Below are 19,828 nucleotides of genomic sequence, written 5' to 3'. Positions count from 1 at the left end.
GGGGCGACGTGCCCCCGAACGAACCTGTCCCCGCAACCCTCCAGCCCCGTCATGCCGCGCCGTTGGCGCCACCCATCGACGCGCCTTCGGGCAGCCGTTCCAAAGCGCTGATGAATGATCCGGGCTAGACGTCGAGCGCCGTCGCGTGCTTGCGGTCCTCCATTCGGCCGTTCCTCTTTGAGGCCGAGATCTCCTCCACAACCCGATCAGGCAACGATGGTGCTGATCTCGGCCGTTCCAGAGAGGCTGCAATCTTCCCCGCCGATGGGCGATCCATCCTGGCGGGCACGTTGGGCCAAGCCCCTTGCTCCTGCGCAGCGGGCCGGGCAAGAGAGCTTGGCAACCAAGGCGGAGCGTTTATGTCCAACTTCCTCGAGACCCTTGTCGCCGAGTGGTACGAGTTCTCCGGCTACTTCGTCCGCCGGAACGTGCTCGTGGGCCGCCGCCCGAACGGTGGTCACGACTGCGAGCTCGACGTCGTCGCGTACCACCCCAGCGAGCGGAGGCTGGTCCACATCGAGCCGTCCATGGACACCGACAGTTGGGCCAAGCGGGAAGAGCGGTACGCGAAGAAGTTCGCGGGAGGGCGCCGCCACATCCCCCAGCTATTCGCCAGGATCGACCTGCCGGACGACATCGAGCAGGTGGCGCTCCTCGTCTACGGCTCGACGGCCAACCGGAAGACGCTGAGTGGTGGCCGCATCATGCCGATGGCGGAGTTCATGGCCGAGGTCCGCGCCGCGCTCGCGGGCCGGGCCATTGAGCGCGCCGCCATACCTGAGGGGTTCCCGACGCTCCGGGCGCTTCAGTTCGCGGCCCACTACTGGAACGTGGCGCCGTTGCCTGTGTCCTGAACGGCATCCATGCTCTGCTCAGAGACTTTGAAACAATACATTAGTTAACTTTCATGTTCTCTATACCGCCAAAACCCCGTATAATTTCTTGTTCCTTACCGCTCAAGCGCACGGTCAGAAGTGCCATTAACGCATCAGCTTGCTGCGCTTGTTCGAGCCAGACCGACTCCGCCGGATATGCTTTGTCAGTTGTGTAAAACGTTATTTTGCGCCAATTGCCATCTCTTTCCATTTTGAACTTAGTAATGGATTTGAATGGCATCACTCTAATATTATTACTTCGAAGAAGTACGATTTCTTGCGAACCATCATCGAGAATGACGCTTGGTCGTCTGTGATAGTTTGTTGATGGCCAAACATAGGGATCGCTGCGCCCTTTCAGGGCGGTTTTTAACTGCTTCTGCATCCCGAACATTCGAAGTAGGAAGCGAATGAACATGAAAATGAATGGAGCAGCGCATATCAGATAAAACATTCATTTTCCCATTTCTAAATGAAGCAAGGAGTGAGAAGGATCCAGAACAAGCTCAACGAAGGGGCCGAGGCTGTAGGGCTCAAGCGATTGGTCGTCGAGCAGCACCTCGGTGTCGAGGATAGGCTCCCGGCAGTCGCGAACCCGTTCGCGGATCAGGGTCAGGGGGGCGGATGTCACCATGTCTCACTCCGTCGCAGGAACGGCACCGAGGGCCTTGCCCGCCGTCAGGCGAACTCGTTCATCCGTTGGGTCCGGTCGGACCTCCACGAGTTCCGCAGGCCCGTGATAGCCATCGAGAAGCATGACCGCCCCGTCCGCGGTGCGATACCGCACATCCCGGAGGTCGAGGGTAGAGGGGTCGATCACCACGGCCACCGTGGCGTGCTTGCCCACGTTCCGGACCCAATCGCCCCGCGTCGGGAACCCCGCGAAGGCGTATGCCGCCTTTCTTCCCTTGAGACCGACCGAGTCCTTCCGACCCGACGACGGCCGGACGTGAACCCAGCCCGGCATGCGGCCCTCCTTGCTGGAGCCGCCGCGGGCCATCTCCATCGCCCGCTCGGGGGTCGTGAAATGGACGACCGGCCCCCGCAGTACCTCATCCCACTTCTCGGCGGTCATCCGTCGCGGCCAGTTTCCCGGAAGCTGGAACACGACCGGAACCACGATCAACAGGATCGCGGCAACCAGAAGGTATGGCCATGGCAGGTCAAGCTGATACCAACCCCCGAGCAGGAAAGCGGCGAAGACCAGATCCCGTGCGTACGATCCACGCAAGATGGCCTGCCATTTGGATACTCGCATCCTTGCTCACCTCGGCATCATCGAAGGTTCATTGGTTGCCATGCCCCGGCAGCTCCCGCTCGCGGTCGCCTATGCGGGGACCGGCCGCCGGGCCTGCCTCAGGGCGCCGTGGAGAAGCTCGAAGATCGCGTCGGCCTGGGCGTGCGCGTTCTCTGGCAGAAGCCTCTCGACGTGCCCGGCGAAGGCGGAGGCGTCGAACTTCGCCTTCGGCGACGAGGCCGCGTTCGCCCGGATGGCCCCGACGATCCTGTCGAGGAGCTTGCTCTCGCCGTCGTCCGACGGAACGTCGTCGAAGGCGGGGTTCACGGTGATCCAGTCCCAGTCCACGCGGGCATGCTGGCGGCCGGTCGTCACGTAGACATAGGGGATGCCTCGCCGTTGGCACTCCCCGTGCCAAGCGTTGAGGGCCGGGCGGTCGCCGTCCTTGAACACCGCCCAGATCCGGTCCGGGAGAGCGGGCGAGCGGGCGAGAGCATCGAGCGCCGGGAGCGCCGCGACCCGATGGCCGAGGTCGGCCAGCCGCGCGGCGAAGGCGCCCTGATCGATAGTGGCGAGGGACGGCATCTCGGCTCCGTCCTCCCGCATGCGGGTCGCGAGCGCGATGCCGGTGCGGCTGCCAAGGGCAGCGGCCAGCGCCTCGAAGAGGTGCGAGGAACCCACGTCGGGAAGGTCCGCCCGCAGGGAGCGCTTGAAAAAGGCGAGGTTGTCGTTCGTGAGGGCAAGCAGAGCCATCTCAGATCCTAACGCTCGGTCGATGTCCGCCGATTACGCATCGACCGCGTGGGGATCGCGGCGACTCACGAACCGTCCTCTTTAACCCGGCGGCAGGTCTGGTGGGACAACCGCGGGTATGCTAGCCGAGCGTCAGGGCTTCAGCAACCATGACAATACCCCGTTGCTCCCGTAGACCGCGTTTGGCCGCACCGAATCAATATCGGTACGGCGGTGCCGTGTGGGAAGCGACTTTTGGATCAACACCCGACGCAACCCAGAGAATGATAAACTTCCAAGTGGTGCTCACGAAATTGCAGCCCCTTCGGAAATCCGATAGAGGTAAGTGGTCGGCAATTCGTAAGTGAGTATCAGTTTTGGCTGCCTCCCATAACGCTGCTTCCGCCCAAGCCACGCTGAACTATTGGATGGATGTTGAGGCACTCACGCCATCGCTGATCGAGAAGGAGGACGGCCAGGACCGCGGCGTCAGGACCCACAGCGTTGCCGACAGGTCGGCCCCGGTCGACTGGACGATGGGGCAGCAGGATCCCCGCAAACTCCAGAAGGTTTCCAGCGTGGCGCGGGTCTGCCAGTTCAAGTCGGGCGTGGCCGCCGCGGCCATCGCAGATGCTTTAGGCGTGCAGCCGGACGAGATCCCCGATGGCAACGGTCAGGGACGTGACGCCTTCCTCGCCGCCTTCGCCGTCGGGACGGACGGCAGACCGCTCAAGGGCAGCCTGAAGGTCACGCTTTTCGCCATGCGCTTTGAGGCGTTGGACCGCGGCCCGTTGCCGGAGAGCCACTACACCCAGCGGCAGGCCGAGCTCGGCGAGGCCTTCGACGCAGCCTGGGCCTCGGAAGAAAGCGCGCCTCTCGACAACGCCGGGCTGCGCGCGGTCGGTGAGTGGGTAGCCGGGATGCTCAAGAGGACGCCGCCGCTCTCCATGGCCAGGGCGGCGGCGACCCACACCTCGGTGACCCAGCGGCTGCGCCGCGACGGGGACGATCCGGTCGGCGTCATCGACAGCTTCGTCTACCCCGACCTGCACCGCGTCTCCGAGGCCGTGCGCGGCGGGCGCTGGTCTGCCGCGCTGGCCGAGTACCTCGAGCCCCGCGACCTCGACGAGGCCGACCGGCGCGACGCCGATCGCCACGAGACCATCGCCGCCGTCACCGGCGTCGACGCCCTGCCAGTCGGCAAGTGGCCGTCGCGCGGCCGCGGCGGCCACCCGCTGGTGCTGCGCCAGCAGATGGCCGTGAACGGCGCGCTCGCCATGGCCGACGGCGGCCTGTTCAGCGTGAACGGCCCGCCGGGGACCGGCAAGAGCACTCTGCTGCGCGACGTTATCGGCGCTGTGTTCGTCGACCGCGCGGCCGCCATGTGCGGCTTCGCCAAGCCCGCCGATGCCTTCCGCAAGATGCAGCCCATCGTCGTCGGGCGCCGGGCCGCTCCGGTCTGGGAACTGGACACCAGGCTGTGCGACCACGGCATCCTGGTCTGCTCCAGCAACAACACGGCCGTCGAAAATATCACCAAGGAACTCCCCGACATCGCCTCGATAGCCGAATCTCATCGGAGCGATCCGCAGGCGCTGGCCCGCCTCGCGTTCTTCAAGGAGGTGGCGCAGGACTTGGCCCCCAAGGGCCAGGAGGTCTGGGGCCTTGCCTCGGCTGCGCTGGGCAACGCCTCCAATCGCTCCGCCTTCGTCGGCCGGTACTGGCCCTCCGACGACACCTCGCGCACCGAGACCATGAAGGACGCCCGCATCACCTGGATGTCAGAGCCCAAGCCGATGAGGAATGGCGGCAGGTGGGTGTTCGCCTACGCGATGGCCGAGGGCGAGAAGCACTCCGTGAAGGCGTTCGGCAGGACCGCCGAGGAGCTCGCCGCCCTGTGGGCCGACCGCGGCGAGAACCGGAGCATCACCGTGACGCTGGTCGGGACGCGCGTGGAGTCCGAGTTCATCCGCAAGGGCTCCGACGAGGTGGAGACCGAGCGCTTCCTCCAGGTGGCCGCGGTCAACCCGCCGCCCGAGGTTAGGGCCAACGTGCGCGACACCATCCAGGGGCCGTGCGCCCGCATGGACTGGGACCGCACGGTCGCGGCCTTCCGGGCGGCGGAGGAACAGGTCGCTCGCCTGGTAGAGGCGACCCGCGACCTGGCCGAGGCCCCCGCCGGGATCGAGCGGGCCATCCGCGACGGCGAGGCGGCCGCAGCTGACTTGGAGCGCGCCGGGGCAGCCGCGGCGGCGGCCGGGAGCGCGGCGGAGGAGTCGGGCCAGCGGCGCGAGCGGGCGGATCGGGATCGGCAGGCGGCCCTCCAACGCTCCACGCTCGCCCTGGCCGACAAGCCCGGCTTCCTCGCCCGCCTGTTCGGAACCTCGGCGGCCAAGGAGTGGAAGGCGCGGATCGCGGCGCTGCGCCTCGAGGTCGAGGCGGCGGAGCGGACCTGCCGGGAGGCCGAGGCCGAGTTCCGGCGGCTGTCCGACGAGGGCAAGGCGGCCGAGGCCACGCGGGCGCGGGCCGGGAGCAGGCGCAACGAGGCGGCGGCCGCGCTGACGGTGGCGCGCGAGCGGCTGCGCGCCGCCAAGGCACGCTTTGCCCGCGAGCCGCTGTCGCTCGCCGCCGCGTTCGGGATGGAGCGCCAGGACCGCGAGCAGGCAGCGGTGTGGGTGAGCGAGGAGCTCGACCTCGCCCGCGAGGAGCTCTTCGCGGCGGCGGTGCAGGTCCACCTCGCCTTCCTCGGCGGGGCCAGCGGCCGGGTGGTGGACAACCTGCGGCTCTTCGCCGACCTGCTGCGCGCCGACCGCGACGTGGCCGCCGCGCGCCCCCGCATTGCCCGGCACCTGTGGAACACGTTCTTCATGACCGTGCCGGTCATCTCGAGCACCTTTGCCTCGGTCGGCCGCATGTTCGCCGACGACTTCGGCCCCGGCGAGCTCGGGTGGCTGCTCATCGACGAGGCGGGCCAAGCAACGCCTCAGGCGGCCGTCGGCGCCATCTGGCGGGCCAAGCGTGCCGTCGCGGTCGGCGACCCGAAGCAGGTTGAGCCTGTCGTCACCTTGCCCACCGACGTTTCGGCGCTCCTCTACCGGCAGCACAAAGTTCCCAACATCGGCTTCGATGTGCGGGTCGGGTCGGTGCAGACCGTCTCGGACCGCCGCAATCCGCTCGGCGCCTACATCGGCGGTCCGGACGGCACCTGGGTCGGCTGCCCGCTGCGGGTCCACCGGCGCTGCCATGACCCGATGTTCTCGATCAGCAACGCGATCTCCTACGCGGGCACCATGGTGCTGGGCAAGCCGTCGCTGGACACCGGCGGGTGGCGCGGCGACATCCCCGACTTCGGCCCCGGCGGCCATCCGAGCGCTTGGTTCGACCTGCGCCTGCCCAACCCATCGGACGGCAACTGGGTGCCCGGCCAGGGCGAGTACGCGATGCGCATGCTAGAGCGCATGGTCGAGCAGTGGGCGCTCGCCGGGAGGCTCGTAGACGCGAAGGGCAAGTCCCTGCGCGGGCGCTACCTGCGCGACGGCAGCATGCCCGAGGCGTTCGTCATCACGCCGTTCCGCACGGTCGCCAACGCGATGCGCGCTATGGTCCTGGAAAGGGCCGAAGCCTTCCGGCGGCTCGACCCGTCCATCGACGACGATGCGGTGAAAGCGTGGGCAAAGAGGCATGTCGGCACCGTCCACACCTTCCAGGGCAAGGAATCGGAGACGGTCATCCTGCTGCTCGGCGGGAGCGCCTCTCGCCAGGGGGCGGTGGCGTGGGCGGGCAAGACGCCGAACATCCTGAACGTGGCCGCGACGCGGGCGAAGTCCTCGCTGTACGTGGTGGGCGACCTTGGCCTTTGGGGCGGCGGCGGGGTGTTTCGCGAGGCGGCGCAGCGCCTGGAGGTCGTCCCCGTCCCGGACTTCGTCGCCCTGGCGCCAGACCCCGAGCGCGTGGAGCGGGTCGACACCTTGGACGGCCACCTGAAACTGCTGGCCGAGGCCTTCGGCCGGGCCAGACGCCGGGTGGCGATCTCGTCGCCCTACCTGACCGAGCGGGCCATCCAGGACGGCCGGTGCGACGTCCCGGCCCTCATCCGGCAGGCGGTCGCGCGCGGCGTCCAGATCACGGTCTACGTGGACCCGGAGCAGAACATGGAGGACGGCCAGGACAGGAGCCGCCGCCTCAAGGCAACCTACATGCGCGCGGCCGACCTGCTGGCCGCCGCTGGGGCGGAGGTGGCCCCCGTGAAGCGGGTGCACGCGAAGACACTGTGCGTGGACGACACGGAGATCGTCGAGGGGTCGTTCAACTGGCTGAGCGCCGTCCGCGACGAGGCCAGCGCCTACCAGCGCCTCGAAGCGTCCTTCCGCTACACCGGACGGGATGCAGGACGCTTCGTCGGCAAGGCCGTGGAGAGGCTGGAGGCCGCGCGGATGCCGAGGGCTGCGTAGGGAGATTGGCAATCCGTACTTCTTGAGGCAACAGCAAGTTTGATAATTTGGCAGGATTGATGGCTATCGGTTCCGAACGCATGTCTTGGTGAGAGCGCTGGCGGGTAGAATGAAAATTCGTGTGCTGTCATGGGCGGCCGTCGAGCGCGGGGAGGCTGAAGGCGCCGAGGGAATCATCTCAATCAGGCCGTCGGCAGAACATGGCGCCGAGAACCTGGATCTTGCCTTGGCGCAGGCCACCGGCGGCGAGGTGGACGCCGTGCTGGTGCAGCGGTTCGACGACATTGCCATTCCGGCCTTCGGCCCCTATCGCGGCCCCGTCATCGAGCATGTCGCCGAAGCGCTAGAGTTCGGGCGCAGGATTTCTGCGCAGACCCCGGAAGGTTTGCTCGCGGTCCATTGTCAGATGGGTGTCAGCCGCTCCGCGGCCATGGCGCTCGCCCTGCTGGCCCAGGAACTCGGACCAGGCGCCGAGGAGGCGGCCGTGGCTGCCCTGCTGAGGGGAGATCCAGAAGGACGCATGCATCCGAATCCCCTGCTCGTCAGCATGGCCGACAGTTGCCTGTTCCGGTATGGGCAACTCGAGGCCGCACTTGCGTATGCCTGCCCCAGGTACGTCAAATGGCGTGACCACTGGCGGGAGGCGGCATTGGATCCGGAGCGCCATTGGGAGCAGGCAAGGCGGATACGGACGAGGCGCAGGACGGATTGAGAGCCCGCTCGATGCTCATCCCCTCATTCTACATGAATGCAGAAGTTAGCGGCTGGACGCAGAATTACCGTCGTCCTGATCCGCAGGAAAAACGGCAAGTGAGCGCTGAAATAGGCTCGGGCTCAACACTGACATGATTTGGCTGCGGCAATTCATCTGCGTTGAACGTCATATAGGCCAAGGCCAAACGGCGACAGTCCCCTCCAGCAGTTCACCAAGATTGACTTGCCTGAAGGCGTCGAGCCGGAGTGGCGGCAGAGGCGGTGGCTTAAACGTTAACGGGTCCCGGCGGCACGGACATCAGCGACCACCTGCTTCAGCAACCGCACCCCACGTCGGATGGCTTCCTCGTCGAGGCTCGCGTAACCCATGACCAGCCCGGCGACCGCGGGCTTTGGCGCGGTCGCGGCCACGGCCGGGTCGAAGAGCGGACCGATGGGATAGATTCCGAGACCGGCTGAACGTGCCTCGGCGATCAGCATCTCCTCCAATGTCCGCGGCACCATGTTCAGCCAGACCACGACGTGAAGCCCGGCAGCAGCACCGATGATCGTGACATCGTTGCCGAAGGTATCGGTCAAGGCTGCGAGGAGGGCCGCGCGGCGTTCCCCGTTCCTGCGACGGATGCGCCGCACATGCCTCTCGTAGGCCCCGCTCTCGATCAGGTCGGCGAGCGCCTCTTGTTCCGGCCCCGGCGTGTGCCGATCCATCAGTCTCTTCGCCCGCGCGAAGACGGGAGCCATGGCTTCAGGGACGACGAGGTAGCCAAGGCGCAGTTCAGGCGAGAGGATCTTCGACACCGTGCCGAGGTAGATGACCCGGCGGGCATCGTCCAGCACCTGCAAGGCCGGAATCGGCGACACGTCGAAGCGGTACTCGCCATCGTAGTCGTCCTCGATGACGTACCCGCCGCTCCGCTCGGCCCAGACCAGCAGGTCACGGCGGCGCACCGCCGACATGACAGCCCCGAGCGGGAACTGGTGAGAAGGCGTGGTGTAGGCAAGGCGCGCCGGGGGCAGCCCATCGGTCTTCAGGCCCTCCTCGTCGACCGGGATCGGGATGACGTCGGCCCCCGCCGCCTGGAATACCTGCCGGGCCAAGCCGTAGCCGGGATCCTCCATCAGGACCCCGTCGGCCGGGTCCAGCAGCAGCCGTGCACAAAGGTCAATGCCCTGCTGCGAGCCGTTGATGATGACGATCTGGTCCGGTTCGCACCGCATAGCCCGCGCCCGCCAGAGATAGCCTTGCAGGGCGACCCTGAGGCGCGGCGAACCGCACGGCTCACCATACCGCAGGCTCGGCCGCTTACGGAGCAGCGCGGCTGTGATCGCCCGCTTCCACGCCAAGCGCGGAAAGTCGGCGCCCGCAATGTCGCCGTAGCGGAAATCGACGGCCAGCGCCTCGCGATCTCCTTCGACTGGAATGGCGAAAGCCGCCACCCGCTGGCCGTATGCGGACAGGCCACCAACATGCTCAGCGTGCGACCGGTGCGGCGGCCGAGGTGGCAATGGGGAAAGCAATAGCGCGACCCTGGTAGCAGCTCCCTGGCGCGCTTCCAGGTAACCTTCGGCGATCAACTGATCGTAGGCTGCGGTCACCGTCGTTCGTGACGCGCCCCATTCGGCCGCCAAGGCACGGGTCGACGGCACGCGCGCGCCGGGAGCCAAGTCGCCGGAAGCGATCCGGTCCAGGATCGACTGGCAGATCCTGCTGGCGAGGCGGGCCGGTAATGGGTGCTCTGACATGTCGCTGAACTGGCCCAGCCAAAATGTGGAAAACTGGATGTTTATCGTGAACCAGTTTCGGCCCATGGTCCAGCCCACGCCCTGACGTGGAGACACCCCGATGTATGTCCCGCCCGCATTTCGCGAGGATGATCTGCCGACCCTGCATGCGCTGATGCGGGAGACGCCCCTCGCCAACCTCGTGACAGCCACCGACGAGGGGCTGATGGCGACGCCATTGCCGCTGTTCCTTGCGCCCGACGAGGGTCCTTGCGGCACCCTCTACGGTCATCTGGCCCGCGCCAACATGCAATGGAAGCAGCAATCCCTGGGCGAGGCCATGGTCCTGTTCACCGGGCCGGAGGCATACGTCTCACCATCCTGGTACGCATCGAAGGAAGAGCATGGGAAGGTGGTGCCGACCTGGAACTACATCGCGGTGCATGCCTACGGCCCGGCCGAGTTCTTCGACGACGCGGATCGCCTACTGGAGGTGGTCACGCGACTGACAGACCTGCACGAGGGTCGCCGCGTCGCACCATGGGCCGTCGCGGATGCACCGGTCGACTTCATCCGCGCGCAGCTGCGGGGCATCGTCGGGCTGCGGCTGCCGATCACACGCATTCAGGGCAAGCGCAAAATGAGCCAGAACCGATCCGCCGAAGACCGGGCCGGGGTGGCTGCGGGACTCACCGCCAGCGACCGGAACACCGACCGGGAGGTTGCTGCCCTGATCCCAACCTGATCCAGCCTTCCCGCCGCTTGTCGGCGCGCATGTGGAACTCATCGCCTCCGATCTTGAAGCGGCGAGTTCCACCTTCAATCGGGCAGCTTGGGCATCTGCGCCAACGGGCACACCAGCACGAAGCCGGTTGCAGCGTTACTTGGCGCCCAACCCCACCGGTTCGCGGGCAAGGCCGAGGGCAATGCGGGCCATCGCCATCGCGCCGTCGCGCGAGCGGGCGGCGGCGATGAAGCGGTTCAGGTGGCAGAACACAGCATCCGGCACACCGGACACGCGGGCGAGTTCGGCGTCACGCAGGCCTGCCCAGGCCGCGGGCAGCGGCAGCTTCTGGGCGAAGCTGCCCGGCTCGGGCGGCATGCAGCCGACCATCCAGGCGGCACCGCCCTTGTCCGGGTAAACGGCGAACAACACCGGCAGGTCTGCGTCATGCGCCGGTCCCTGCCACGGCATGCCGCGGTCGAGCTCCAGCACGCGCGGGTCGGCCGAGCGGGCATGCGCCTCCAGCACGATGTCGCGGGCGGCGATCCGGGCGCGGATCTGTTCGATGCGGCCGTCGAGGAAGGCTCCCGCGATCTCGGCGGCCCGGGCAAAGCGCTCGTCCTCGGCCAGAGCCCGGTCGATCACGTCGGCATCCCAGGGCAGGTTCAGGACCTCGACCAGGGACGGCAGAGCCATCCCGTCGGCGATCCGGGCCGCCCGGTCGAGGCCTTCGTCGCCGAAGTCAGGGACGGGGCGCTGGCCGTTGTCGGCGAGGTCGACGAGGCGGACTACCTGCTCGTCCATTTCCATCCAGACCCGCTCAACGACGTCCTCGCCGCTGCGTCCCGCCAGAATGGCGCGCACCGCGTCACGGCCGTAGGCGGCCCAAAGCAGGCCCGCCGAGGAGTAGGGCGACCCGTTGGGACGCACCGGGGCACCGCGCTGGTGGTGGTCGAAGCGCCCCCGCGCGGGGTCGAAGATGCCGCCGACGTCCCAGACGATGTCAGCGGCGTCGATGACCTGCTGGTCCCTTGTGCGCACCAGCGTGGAGGTGGCCAGCGCCTCGTGCGGCAGGGCCCGGCACAGGATGGCGTATCCCAGCACCTCGTCGCAGTGAAAAGAACCACCGTGGGTAACAAGCCGAAGGCTCTTCGTCATGGTCTTCCTCCAGATGGATTCCAGGACAGCCCTCGGAAATCCGGTTCTAACAGCCCTCTTTTAGGAGATGAACCATGGCTCGCACCATCGCAGAAAAGCGTGAGGCCTTCCGTGCGCTTCATGAGGGCTGCTTCATCCCGCCCAACCCCTGGGATGTCGGCAGTGCCAGGATGATGAAGCACATGGGCTTCAGCGCCCTCGCCTCAACGAGTTCAGGCTATTCCTGGTAGCAGGGCAGGCCCGAAAATGGTGTCGAGCGTGACGATGTCCTGGCGAATCTCGGGAGCCTCGTACTCACCACGGACCTCCCGGTGAACGCCGATTTCGAATCCGGCTTCGCCCATGATCTTGAGGAATTGGCTGCAAACGTTCGGCGCGCAGTCAACATCGGCGTCGCGGGCCTGTCGATCGAGGACATCCGCGCCGATGGCGGACCTGGCTTCTACGATACCGACACTTCCGTCGAACGCATCCGAACCGCGCGCGCCGCCCTCGATCACACCGGCGAGGATGTCATCCTGGTGGCACGCACCGAGATCCTGTTGAGCGGATCGGCGGCCCGGGGGCGGTAACTCAGCCCCCCGCCAGTTGCCGTCCCTCGGCCGCGTCCCACGCGGCAGCCCAAATCGCCGGTGCCGCCTGGAGGACCAGCAGGGCAGCAGCCGCGTCGCCGAGCGCACGCTCCAGTGCTTCAGGCACGCAGGGCGGCGTCATGCAGGCGAAGAGTGCCTCAGCCGTCTCAAGCCACCGCTGGCGGAACAGTGCGAGGTCCAAGACGCCCCTGCCCTCAGCCTGCTCCCGCAGCCGGGTGGCCGCGGCACGGAGCGTTGTGTCGATCCTGTCCGGGGTCATCCTCAGGGCGTTCGTGGAAACGGTTAGGCGACGACGGCCCCAGAGTTCCAGGTCCACCTCGTGTCCGTTCTCCGCGGGCCGCGTCCCCGCGCAGCGGAGGCGGCCATGCTCGAGTTCCGCCAGGAAGGCCGCGACGTCGGCGCAGGTTGGTCCCTTCGGCGACGCCCTCTGGGGCGCTATGGGCTTCCGCCTTGCCGCCAACGTGATGACTTCTCCCATGGCTCCATCCCCCAAGCCGTATGTCGAGGTTCACATCGTGCCCTGGGCGCCACACCGTTTCCATTGAAAATTGATGAGCAACAGCAATCTTTGCGATCATTGAATAGCCAGAGGATCGGATACCGCGAGCCGTCCACTGCCGAACGTTCACTATACCTTTCAGCACGGTTCCATTCCTCTACGGACCGGTCTGGTCGGAGGGAACCGGATTAGCCAATCCATGGCTTGTCCCACGGTAAACGCAGGGTATCATCAACACCTTCACCATCAGCAGCCCACCTCGCAGCAGCTTGCTATCGGTGCCGTCGAAGGGTGATGCCGACCGGGACCAACAACACAGAAATCTGAGCATACCTTTTTATAAATCAATGACTTACCAGAATAATGACTGCTAGAATTAAAAGATACTACAGCAGCCCTTGATCGGGCTTGCCCCCCGATGACCACGGTACACGCCACAGGGCCAACGTGTTCCCCGACCAACAGCGATATGCTGACAGTCTCGCCGACGGCCGTGCCGCGGACGGTCGAGCCGATGGAGGGTATGGGTATAGCCACTACGGCTTTTTCAGGCATAGTCATTACATATCAGCAGCTTAACACCGATATGAGTCCCAGAATATAAAAGATCCTGTAGCCCGATCCCGGGATACGCAAGCCAAGGCTGGCGAAACAATAGTCCGCCTGCCCGACCGGCCTCAGGGATGGACGCGAGACGGAGACTGCCTTGGACTTCTGGCTGGGGCACTTCCCTTCCCGGCCGATCTTGCCCAAGCGTTCTGCGACGAACCGGTCGGCGGACTCGCAAGCAGTTCAGCGCGGGAGGCAGGCACTGCCGACTAGATTATTTTCATTCTGGCGCTCATCTTTCCAGTAACAAATTGATATATCTACATTTCGGTGAAAACGGTGCCCTCATTCCCTCTGGACTGGGACAGTGGCTGAGGGCTTGGCCCTATCGGCGGCCTGAAGGCTATGCCCTGCCAAGCTGATGCACCATGTCACTCGGGCGCCCTGCCCCAAAGTCTGCCGAGTGAGCTTTTCTGTATGTATCGTTGTAAATCAATGCATTAACGGATTTATGAGTGCCATAATTAAAAAATCCTGTAGTCCGGCTTCGGCTTGCGAAGCCTCAGCCTGCTCCCCTACGCGGTGTTCGTGATACCGTCGGCCGGGTGAGCCGAAGCGGGTCTGCATGGGATGGGTACATGAGGAGGATCTCCTCCTTCCCGGACAAAGGCGGCGATGGCCTACCGGCCTGACCCGGAGCCGAGACGCCGTCGGTAAGCGGCTTCGGCGCGGAGGCAGGCACTGCCGACTAAATTTCTTTTATTCTAGGACTCATTTTTACTGTAAACTACTGATTATAATACATTCATGCCTTCATCCCGTCCGTTGGCCGATCGCTCGGCAGAACGGGTCGCCCATTATGGCTGCCCCATGGCAGGAGATCTCAGGTAGACGGACCGACAGTCTTGCGGATTGGACTCCGTCCGCCGGACAATGGGATTGTCAGCCCAGCCCAGAGTCCCCCATGGCACGTCGACACAGCATTGCCCCTCCCCGGAATAACACCAATCACCGCGGCTTGGTGGCCACCGCACGCGGACGGGCAGAGGATTGGGATCTTGGTGTTGGCGTCGTCGTCCCGCTGGACGTGGAATCCAGCCTCGGCAGGCCAATCATGGATCTCGAGGCATGGGCCGTGTACGCGACGATTGCCGCCTACTGGTCCGCCGGGCATGGGGAGATCCGGTTAAGCGCTCTTGCGCGGTCGACAGGTTTGCCGAAGAAGGCCATTGAGGGCGCCTTGCGCCGGGCCGGTGGCCGACAGTTGGCCGACGGAACGGATCTCTCGGCGAAGCGTCTGCCGAAGCGGGTGGCGTTTATCTACGGGTTGGATGACGACATCATCCGACTGCACCGCACGCTCGATACATGGCGCAGCCAGAGGCTCTACGTGCTTCTGCCAGTGGCTGTCATCCGGACAGCACCATCTGCTCCGGCGCTGAGGCTGCTCATCGCGGTGAAGGGCGTGGCCGTCCGGCGGGACGACAACGCGATGCGCTCATGGTCCAGAGCAGAGTTACGCAAGATCCTCGGCCTGCCTCCTGCGGCCGACGTGGACACCGTCCTGGCTGACGCGCTCCCGTGGGTGCGCGAACATCTTGATCCAGATCACCTTGTAGTCATTGAGCACGACGACGACTGGCTCAGGGTTGCGGCCGGACCGGCCGAGCACAAGGCTGCAAGGCTGTTGGCCGACGGATTCGATCCGCTTGCATACCAAGCTCGCTATGCCGCGAGGGATACGCTGCGCAAGCTCACCGTCTTCGATGGCCCGGCCGACGGCAAGCACATGGTCCTCCCTGGGCTGTGGGTTCACCGCGCGGCGGACTATCTGGTCAAGGTCGGCGCGCCCATCGGGGCTGAGCAGTTGAGGGACCAGTGGCTCGTCCATGCGCATGCGGCCCGCCAGCGCGTCTGCACGCCGATTGCCAATGGGGCCGACTTCTCTGCGGGGATCCGCAAGGCCTTCTCCGCCTTCGTCGGCGCGGTCGCTCGGTTGGCGGTTGAAGGGAAGGCATGGAGCCTGGGCTCGGCCGAGTTGAAACTTGCTGAGGCTGCGCGCCTCAGGCGCTGGCTGCTGCGGGACGGCTCGACCGGCCACGTTCACGCCTGGAACGCCGACGGCCGGGTAATGACGTCAGCAATGTGGTGGGGGCACTTCAAAGCCTTCTCCTCGGCACGCCTGCGTGCAGAGGAAACCGCGCTTTGGCATGTTGGCCAGCCGCTGCCGTCCGATCTCCCAATGCCTGCCGTCGGCACGGGGATGCTGGTCGAAGCCGACCTCATCGCCCCGGCTTCCCCGACGCCGCGGCGGACGAGGTTCGAGCGGGTGGACGCGGCCGACATCCGGCGAGCACTCGCCTGCATGGTGAACGAGGAATCCGGCGACATGGACCGTGCGTTCGTTCGCCTCGCGGCCGCGTATGCGCGCGACCTTGCCGACGCGCCGTCACGACTGCTCAAGGAGGCGCTTCAGCTCGGGTATCAAGCGCACCAGGGTTTGGCTCAGATGGTTCTGGAAGGCAGCAGCCGCTTCACCGCGAACGTCGACGGGCTCTGGCAGGACGCGGCCGACGCGATGGCCTGCGAAGGGCACGGTGACGATCATCAGGATGTGTTGCGCCGTGCCTCGAACGTACTGGGAGAAGCTTTGTGGCAGGCCCAGGAAGCGGTCATGGATGAGAAAGCCGAGCGAGCGATGCTCCGGGAGGAGATGTTGTCGCGGCATTCAGAACAGGTGACGCCTCCCCTGGCCACCGCAGCCGTCAAAGAGACGCCCGCCGAGAAACCCGCCCACGTCAGGGAAGCGTCCCGACCTCTGCCCCCCATCCGGCGGCCCTTCGCTGCTTCCCCGACCGGAAAGACCTCCACCCCCATCCCAGCAGTGGAAACCGTTGCCACTGAACCCAGGGCCGAAGCCGTGGGCAGCCCTGCGAAGGGCTGTCTGGCGGCCGGGGAGACGCTCACCCTACTGCGCGAGGCGCTGGCGTCGCTGCCGCGAGGGCGCGCCCACGAAGACCCCGACCGTGACTTGGCCAGCTGCTATCTGCCCGCCCTTGCTGCCGAACTCGAGGCGGATGGCCGCGTCGCCAAGAACCTGCATTTCCGCCTGCTGATCGGCGTTGACGAACTGGTGGATGGCCTACCCCGTCCCGATGGCGTCGAGCGGGTTGACTTCGAGGCTGCCGTTACGGCAGCGGCTGAGGTGCTCCAACAAATCAGGTACATCATCGACGAAAATCGCCCCAAGCTTCGCAGCATTCTTGCCTTCATCGTGGCGCGTCAGCTGACAAGGACTCTGGAGGCCTTCGCCCGCCACTTAGATCCCTGCCATGTCAGGACGGCGAACGAGGTTCAGTGAGCCGCCCGCGGCTTCCCTCGTGCTGACCTGCACCGGCGGCCTGTTGGTGAGCCATGTGCCCCAAGCCGTCTGTTCACAAAAGCACCCTGCACGGGCGATTGGAAATCATGCAGCGGCGGTGCGCTCTAGCTTGGCGGGAATTCCCTGGCGCACCGCGGTCCCAGCCACAGGGTCGACCCATACCGAAGCCCCCGTCCGCGTAGGGTCCGCAAGACCGAGGTCGTTCAGGTTGACGCCTGCGGCGATCTCCGGCACATCCGGCTGGCGGCGGCCGCCGATCACATGGGCGCGGGCACCGAATTCTTTGTGCCCGAAGCCATGCTCCACGGCGAGGACCCCCGGCATGACGCCGTGCCGGACGATGGCAGTGGCAAGCTCGGCACCGCCGGGCGTCGCGATGCGGATGCGGTCGCCGGTCTGGATGTCCAGCCGCCGGGCGTCCTCGACATTCACGCCGACCGGGTTCTCCGGATGCAGGTGGCGCAGCCGCGTCGCCCCGATCGTATAGGCGCTGACCAGCACCGACTTGGAACTGACCAGTTGGAAGGGCCAGTCCTCCGGTCTGTAGACATGGCTCACCAGCGTGCCGTCGGCGAAGACCGGCGGCATCCAGGCGGCCGTTCCCGGCCAGCGCCTGCCCGTGATGCTGCTCTTCGACGTACCGACCGCCTCGTTGTAGACCTGAAGCGCCTTGGCGAAGCGGTGGGTGGCCTTCTCCCCCTCGAATCCCTCGACCTGATTCTGGTAACGGCCGCCGCGGGCGAGGATGAAGGCCACCTTGCGCCACTCCTCCTCCTTCAGCGTCGCCTTCAGCGCTGGGAGCACCCGCCCAACGCCGGAGAAGGCGATGTCCTCGTCGCTCGCGTCCGGCACCGGCTGCTTGCCGAGCCAGGCGACGTTGGCGCCCGCCCGCAGGTGCCAGTCCTCAGCCGTCTCCAGCGGGTGCCGGGTGCCGTCCATACCTTCGATGGCATCGGGCCCGAAGCCCGGCAGATCAAGACGCTTGGCGAGAGCGATCAGGAACGGCTCAAGCTGGATCGGCTGACCGCCCGGCAGCTTGTCGGTGCGCGGGACCAGCACCGGCCAGCGGGCCGTGGTCATCTTGGTCGGCACCCCGCCCCAGGCCGAGGTCCAGCCCCAGGTCTCGTAGAGCACGGTGTCCGGCACGATGTAGTCGGCGAGCGCCGAGGTCTCATTGATAAAGGGGTCGATGGCGACGACCAGCGGTACCGTCTTCGGATCGGCCAGCTTCTGCGCAAAGCGGTGCGCGCCGGGAATTCCATAAACCGGGTTGGCGTTCCACAGCAGCAGGGCCTTCACCGGGTACGGGTAGCCGTCCACGATGCCGCTGGACATCCACTCGGTCGTCAGGCCGGGGGCGGTCGGATACCATGGTGCTTTGGCCGGATAGGCCTTGCCCGTCGCCTTCTTTGCCCGGAATTCGGATGTCTTCTCGTAGGGCACGTTGCGGCCGAGCGGGATGCCGGACGGCTTTACTCGGCCGGGGAAGCTGGAGAGCTTGTAGCGCGGACCGTCACCGCTCTCCGGGAAGCGCCCACCGCCGACGATGGTGCCGCCCTTCCAGTTCAGGTTGCCGAGCAGCGTGTTGATGGTGACGACGGCGAAGGCGTTGTAGAAGCCACTGCCCGACATCATACCGCCATGGGAATTGACGGCGGCCTTCTTACCGTGGCTGGTCAACTCGCGCGCCAGACCGGCGATCACGTCGGCAGGCACGCCGCAGGCGTCGCTGTAGGCCCGCAGGTCGAGCCGCATGGCCTCTTTGCGTAGCAGCGTGAGGCCGGTTTTCACGGCGATGTCTTCGGTCCCGGCCGTCACCGTCCCCTGATGGAACAGCGTGGCCGCCGTCATCGGAGCGTCGTGGGCGACCGGGGCGGCGGTGGCGGGATCGAGGACGACGAAGGCGTCCTTGTCGCCATACCGGTCCTTCTCGTCCAACGTCACCCAGCCAAGGTCGGACGCCCGCAGCAGGCACCCCTCGCGCGGATGGCCCTTCTGCACGACGACAAGGTGGGTAGCGTTGCACCAGCCAGCCTCGCCCGCCGCCTCCGCCGCCTTGCCGTTGGGCTGGGACAGGTATCTTTCGTCGATGCGGCCGTTCTCGAACATCCAGCGGATGATACCCATGGCAAAGGCACCGTCGGTGCCCGGCCGGATCGGGATCCAGTCGGCGCGTTCTCCCGCCGCCGCAGCACGGGCGTTGGTGAGCACCGGGTCGACGACAACGTAGCGCAGGGCGCCGTCGGTGCGCGCCTTGGAAATCAAGGTCGCCTGCCGCTTAAACGGATTGCCCGCATTCGACGGCGCGGTGCCGATGAAGACCACGAACTCGGCGTTGGCGATGTCCGGCTTGGCGTGCGGCTGCTGTTTGGTGTCGCCGAACGCCGCGCCGGATCCGGCCCGGTAGGCGCCACCGCAGTACGAGCCGTGCCCGACATAGTTGATGCTGCCGTAAGCCTGCTGGAGGAAACGCTGCACCAGGGATTCCCGGCCGTCCGGCACACCGGTGATCATGGCCACCTGATTGACTTTGGGACCCAAGTCCGGCGCTGCCGGGTCGATAGGCGTCTTGAGGTCGCGCAAGGCTGCGAGGCCATCGACCGGTCCCTCGCCGAACAGGTCACCGCCCCCGCACACCTCGCTTACCAGCTGGTCGAATGCGATCGGCTCCCACCGACCGGAGCCGCGCGGGCCGACGCGCTTCAAGGGTGTGGTGACGCGGAAAGGCGAGGTGACGTTTTCCAGCACCGCGTTGCCTCGTCCGCAGGCCGTCGAACGGCCGTTCAGTCCTTTTTCCTGGAACCGAGACAGCGCCTTGAAGCTTTCCCTGACCGGGGTGCCGTAGGGCAGGAAAGGGTCGGTCGACATCGGCGTGTAGGGGTTTCCTGCCACCCGCAGCACCTTGTTCTTCTCAGTGTCCACCCGCACCCGCACACCGCACAAGGTCGTGCAGCCGATGCAGCCGGTGTAGGCGACGATCTGACCGGAGGTCAGTACGATGTCGCCGTTGGCAGGGTCGATGCGGAACTCGGGCTTGGGCGCGTTGCCGGAGATGGCGTTCTCCGGCTTCTCTCCAGCCCAGGCGCCTTTCACGAGCTTGCGGCCGGTTTCGGAGAAGCCTGCGGCGAAGGCGGCGAGCGCGCCGCCCGCGGCGGTGGTCTTCAGGAGAAGGCGGCGGTGGATGGACATGGC

At 66.2% G+C, this 19,828-nt stretch carries 13 protein-coding genes and 1 pseudogene; 6 read left to right on the top strand and 8 right to left on the bottom strand.

Going from position 1 to position 19,828, the window contains the following annotated elements:
• The first annotated feature begins 359 nt into the window (after nucleotides 1–359).
• Complete coding sequence (locus tag GBZ48_RS28265) at nucleotides 360–854, top strand: hypothetical protein (RefSeq protein WP_174474084.1); 495 nt, start codon at nucleotides 360–362, stop codon at nucleotides 852–854.
• A gap of 40 nt (nucleotides 855–894) precedes the next feature.
• On the opposite strand, the gene GBZ48_RS28260 is transcribed toward GBZ48_RS28265, so the two are convergent.
• The 4 genes from GBZ48_RS28260 to GBZ48_RS28245 form a co-directional block, all read right to left on the bottom strand.
• On the bottom strand, nucleotides 895–1,329 hold the full coding sequence (locus tag GBZ48_RS28260) for a hypothetical protein (protein WP_174474083.1): 435 nt from the start codon (nucleotides 1,327–1,329) through the stop codon (nucleotides 895–897).
• Complete coding sequence (locus GBZ48_RS28255; protein ID WP_174474082.1) at nucleotides 1,330–1,509, bottom strand: hypothetical protein; 180 nt, start codon at nucleotides 1,507–1,509, stop codon at nucleotides 1,330–1,332. It abuts the gene before it with no gap.
• A 3-nt stretch (nucleotides 1,510–1,512) separates the two neighbouring features.
• Nucleotides 1,513–2,133 (bottom strand): hypothetical protein, encoded by a 621-nt coding sequence (locus GBZ48_RS28250; protein ID WP_174474081.1) that lies wholly within the window; start codon nucleotides 2,131–2,133, stop codon nucleotides 1,513–1,515.
• Between the two features lie 69 nt (nucleotides 2,134–2,202).
• The gene (locus GBZ48_RS28245) at nucleotides 2,203–2,865 is read right to left on the bottom strand and encodes a hypothetical protein (protein WP_174474080.1); all 663 of its coding nucleotides are present in this window, start codon (nucleotides 2,863–2,865) and stop codon (nucleotides 2,203–2,205) included.
• 407 nt (nucleotides 2,866–3,272) lie between these two features.
• On the opposite strand from GBZ48_RS28245, the gene GBZ48_RS28240 reads away from it, so the two are divergent.
• Both GBZ48_RS28240 and GBZ48_RS28235 read left to right on the top strand, forming a co-directional pair.
• A complete protein-coding gene (locus GBZ48_RS28240) occupies nucleotides 3,273–7,295 on the top strand; it encodes an AAA domain-containing protein (protein WP_174474079.1) in 4,023 nt (1,340 codons plus the stop codon).
• Nucleotides 7,296–7,404: 109 nt separating this feature from the next.
• A complete protein-coding gene (locus GBZ48_RS28235) occupies nucleotides 7,405–8,007 on the top strand; it encodes a dual specificity protein phosphatase family protein (RefSeq protein WP_174474078.1) in 603 nt (200 codons plus the stop codon).
• Between the two features lie 275 nt (nucleotides 8,008–8,282).
• Here GBZ48_RS28235 and pdxR read toward each other — a convergent pair whose 3' ends face one another.
• Nucleotides 8,283–9,848: a MocR-like pyridoxine biosynthesis transcription factor PdxR gene (pdxR, locus tag GBZ48_RS28230; protein ID WP_343049704.1), complete on the bottom strand. Its 1,566-nt coding sequence runs from the start codon at nucleotides 9,846–9,848 to the stop codon at nucleotides 8,283–8,285.
• Between the two features lie 4 nt (nucleotides 9,849–9,852).
• Here pdxR and GBZ48_RS28225 point away from each other — a divergent pair, with 4 nt between their 5' ends.
• Complete coding sequence (locus GBZ48_RS28225) at nucleotides 9,853–10,476, top strand: FMN-binding negative transcriptional regulator (protein ID WP_174474077.1); 624 nt, start codon at nucleotides 9,853–9,855, stop codon at nucleotides 10,474–10,476.
• A gap of 135 nt (nucleotides 10,477–10,611) precedes the next feature.
• Here GBZ48_RS28225 and GBZ48_RS28220 read toward each other — a convergent pair whose 3' ends face one another.
• Nucleotides 10,612–11,613 (bottom strand): MYG1 family protein, encoded by a 1,002-nt coding sequence (locus tag GBZ48_RS28220; protein ID WP_174474076.1) that lies wholly within the window; start codon nucleotides 11,611–11,613, stop codon nucleotides 10,612–10,614.
• Between the two features lie 74 nt (nucleotides 11,614–11,687).
• On the opposite strand from GBZ48_RS28220, the pseudogene GBZ48_RS36500 reads away from it, so the two are divergent.
• Nucleotides 11,688–12,185 (top strand): annotated as a pseudogene (locus GBZ48_RS36500) (isocitrate lyase/phosphoenolpyruvate mutase family protein).
• Between the two features lies 1 nt (nucleotide 12,186).
• Here the strand turns inward: GBZ48_RS36500 and GBZ48_RS36825 are convergent.
• Nucleotides 12,187–12,312 (bottom strand): hypothetical protein, encoded by a 126-nt coding sequence (locus tag GBZ48_RS36825; RefSeq protein ID WP_281362506.1) that lies wholly within the window; start codon nucleotides 12,310–12,312, stop codon nucleotides 12,187–12,189.
• A gap of 2,056 nt (nucleotides 12,313–14,368) precedes the next feature.
• On the opposite strand from GBZ48_RS36825, the gene GBZ48_RS28210 reads away from it, so the two are divergent.
• Nucleotides 14,369–16,615, top strand: coding sequence for a hypothetical protein (locus GBZ48_RS28210; RefSeq protein ID WP_174474075.1), 2,247 nt, complete (start codon nucleotides 14,369–14,371; stop codon nucleotides 16,613–16,615).
• 105 nt (nucleotides 16,616–16,720) lie between these two features.
• Here the strand turns inward: GBZ48_RS28210 and GBZ48_RS28205 are convergent, their stop codons facing one another.
• Entirely contained in the window at nucleotides 16,721–19,825 is a 3,105-nt protein-coding gene (locus GBZ48_RS28205) for a molybdopterin dinucleotide binding domain-containing protein (protein WP_174474074.1), read from the bottom strand.
• Nucleotides 19,826–19,828: the final 3 nt, after the last annotated feature.

This window comes from Azospirillum melinis (genome assembly GCF_013340935.1).
Classification (GTDB): domain Bacteria; phylum Pseudomonadota; class Alphaproteobacteria; order Azospirillales; family Azospirillaceae; genus Azospirillum; species Azospirillum melinis.
The sequence above is the reverse complement of the archived record's forward strand: the minus strand, read 5'-3'. Positions and strand labels throughout refer to the sequence as shown.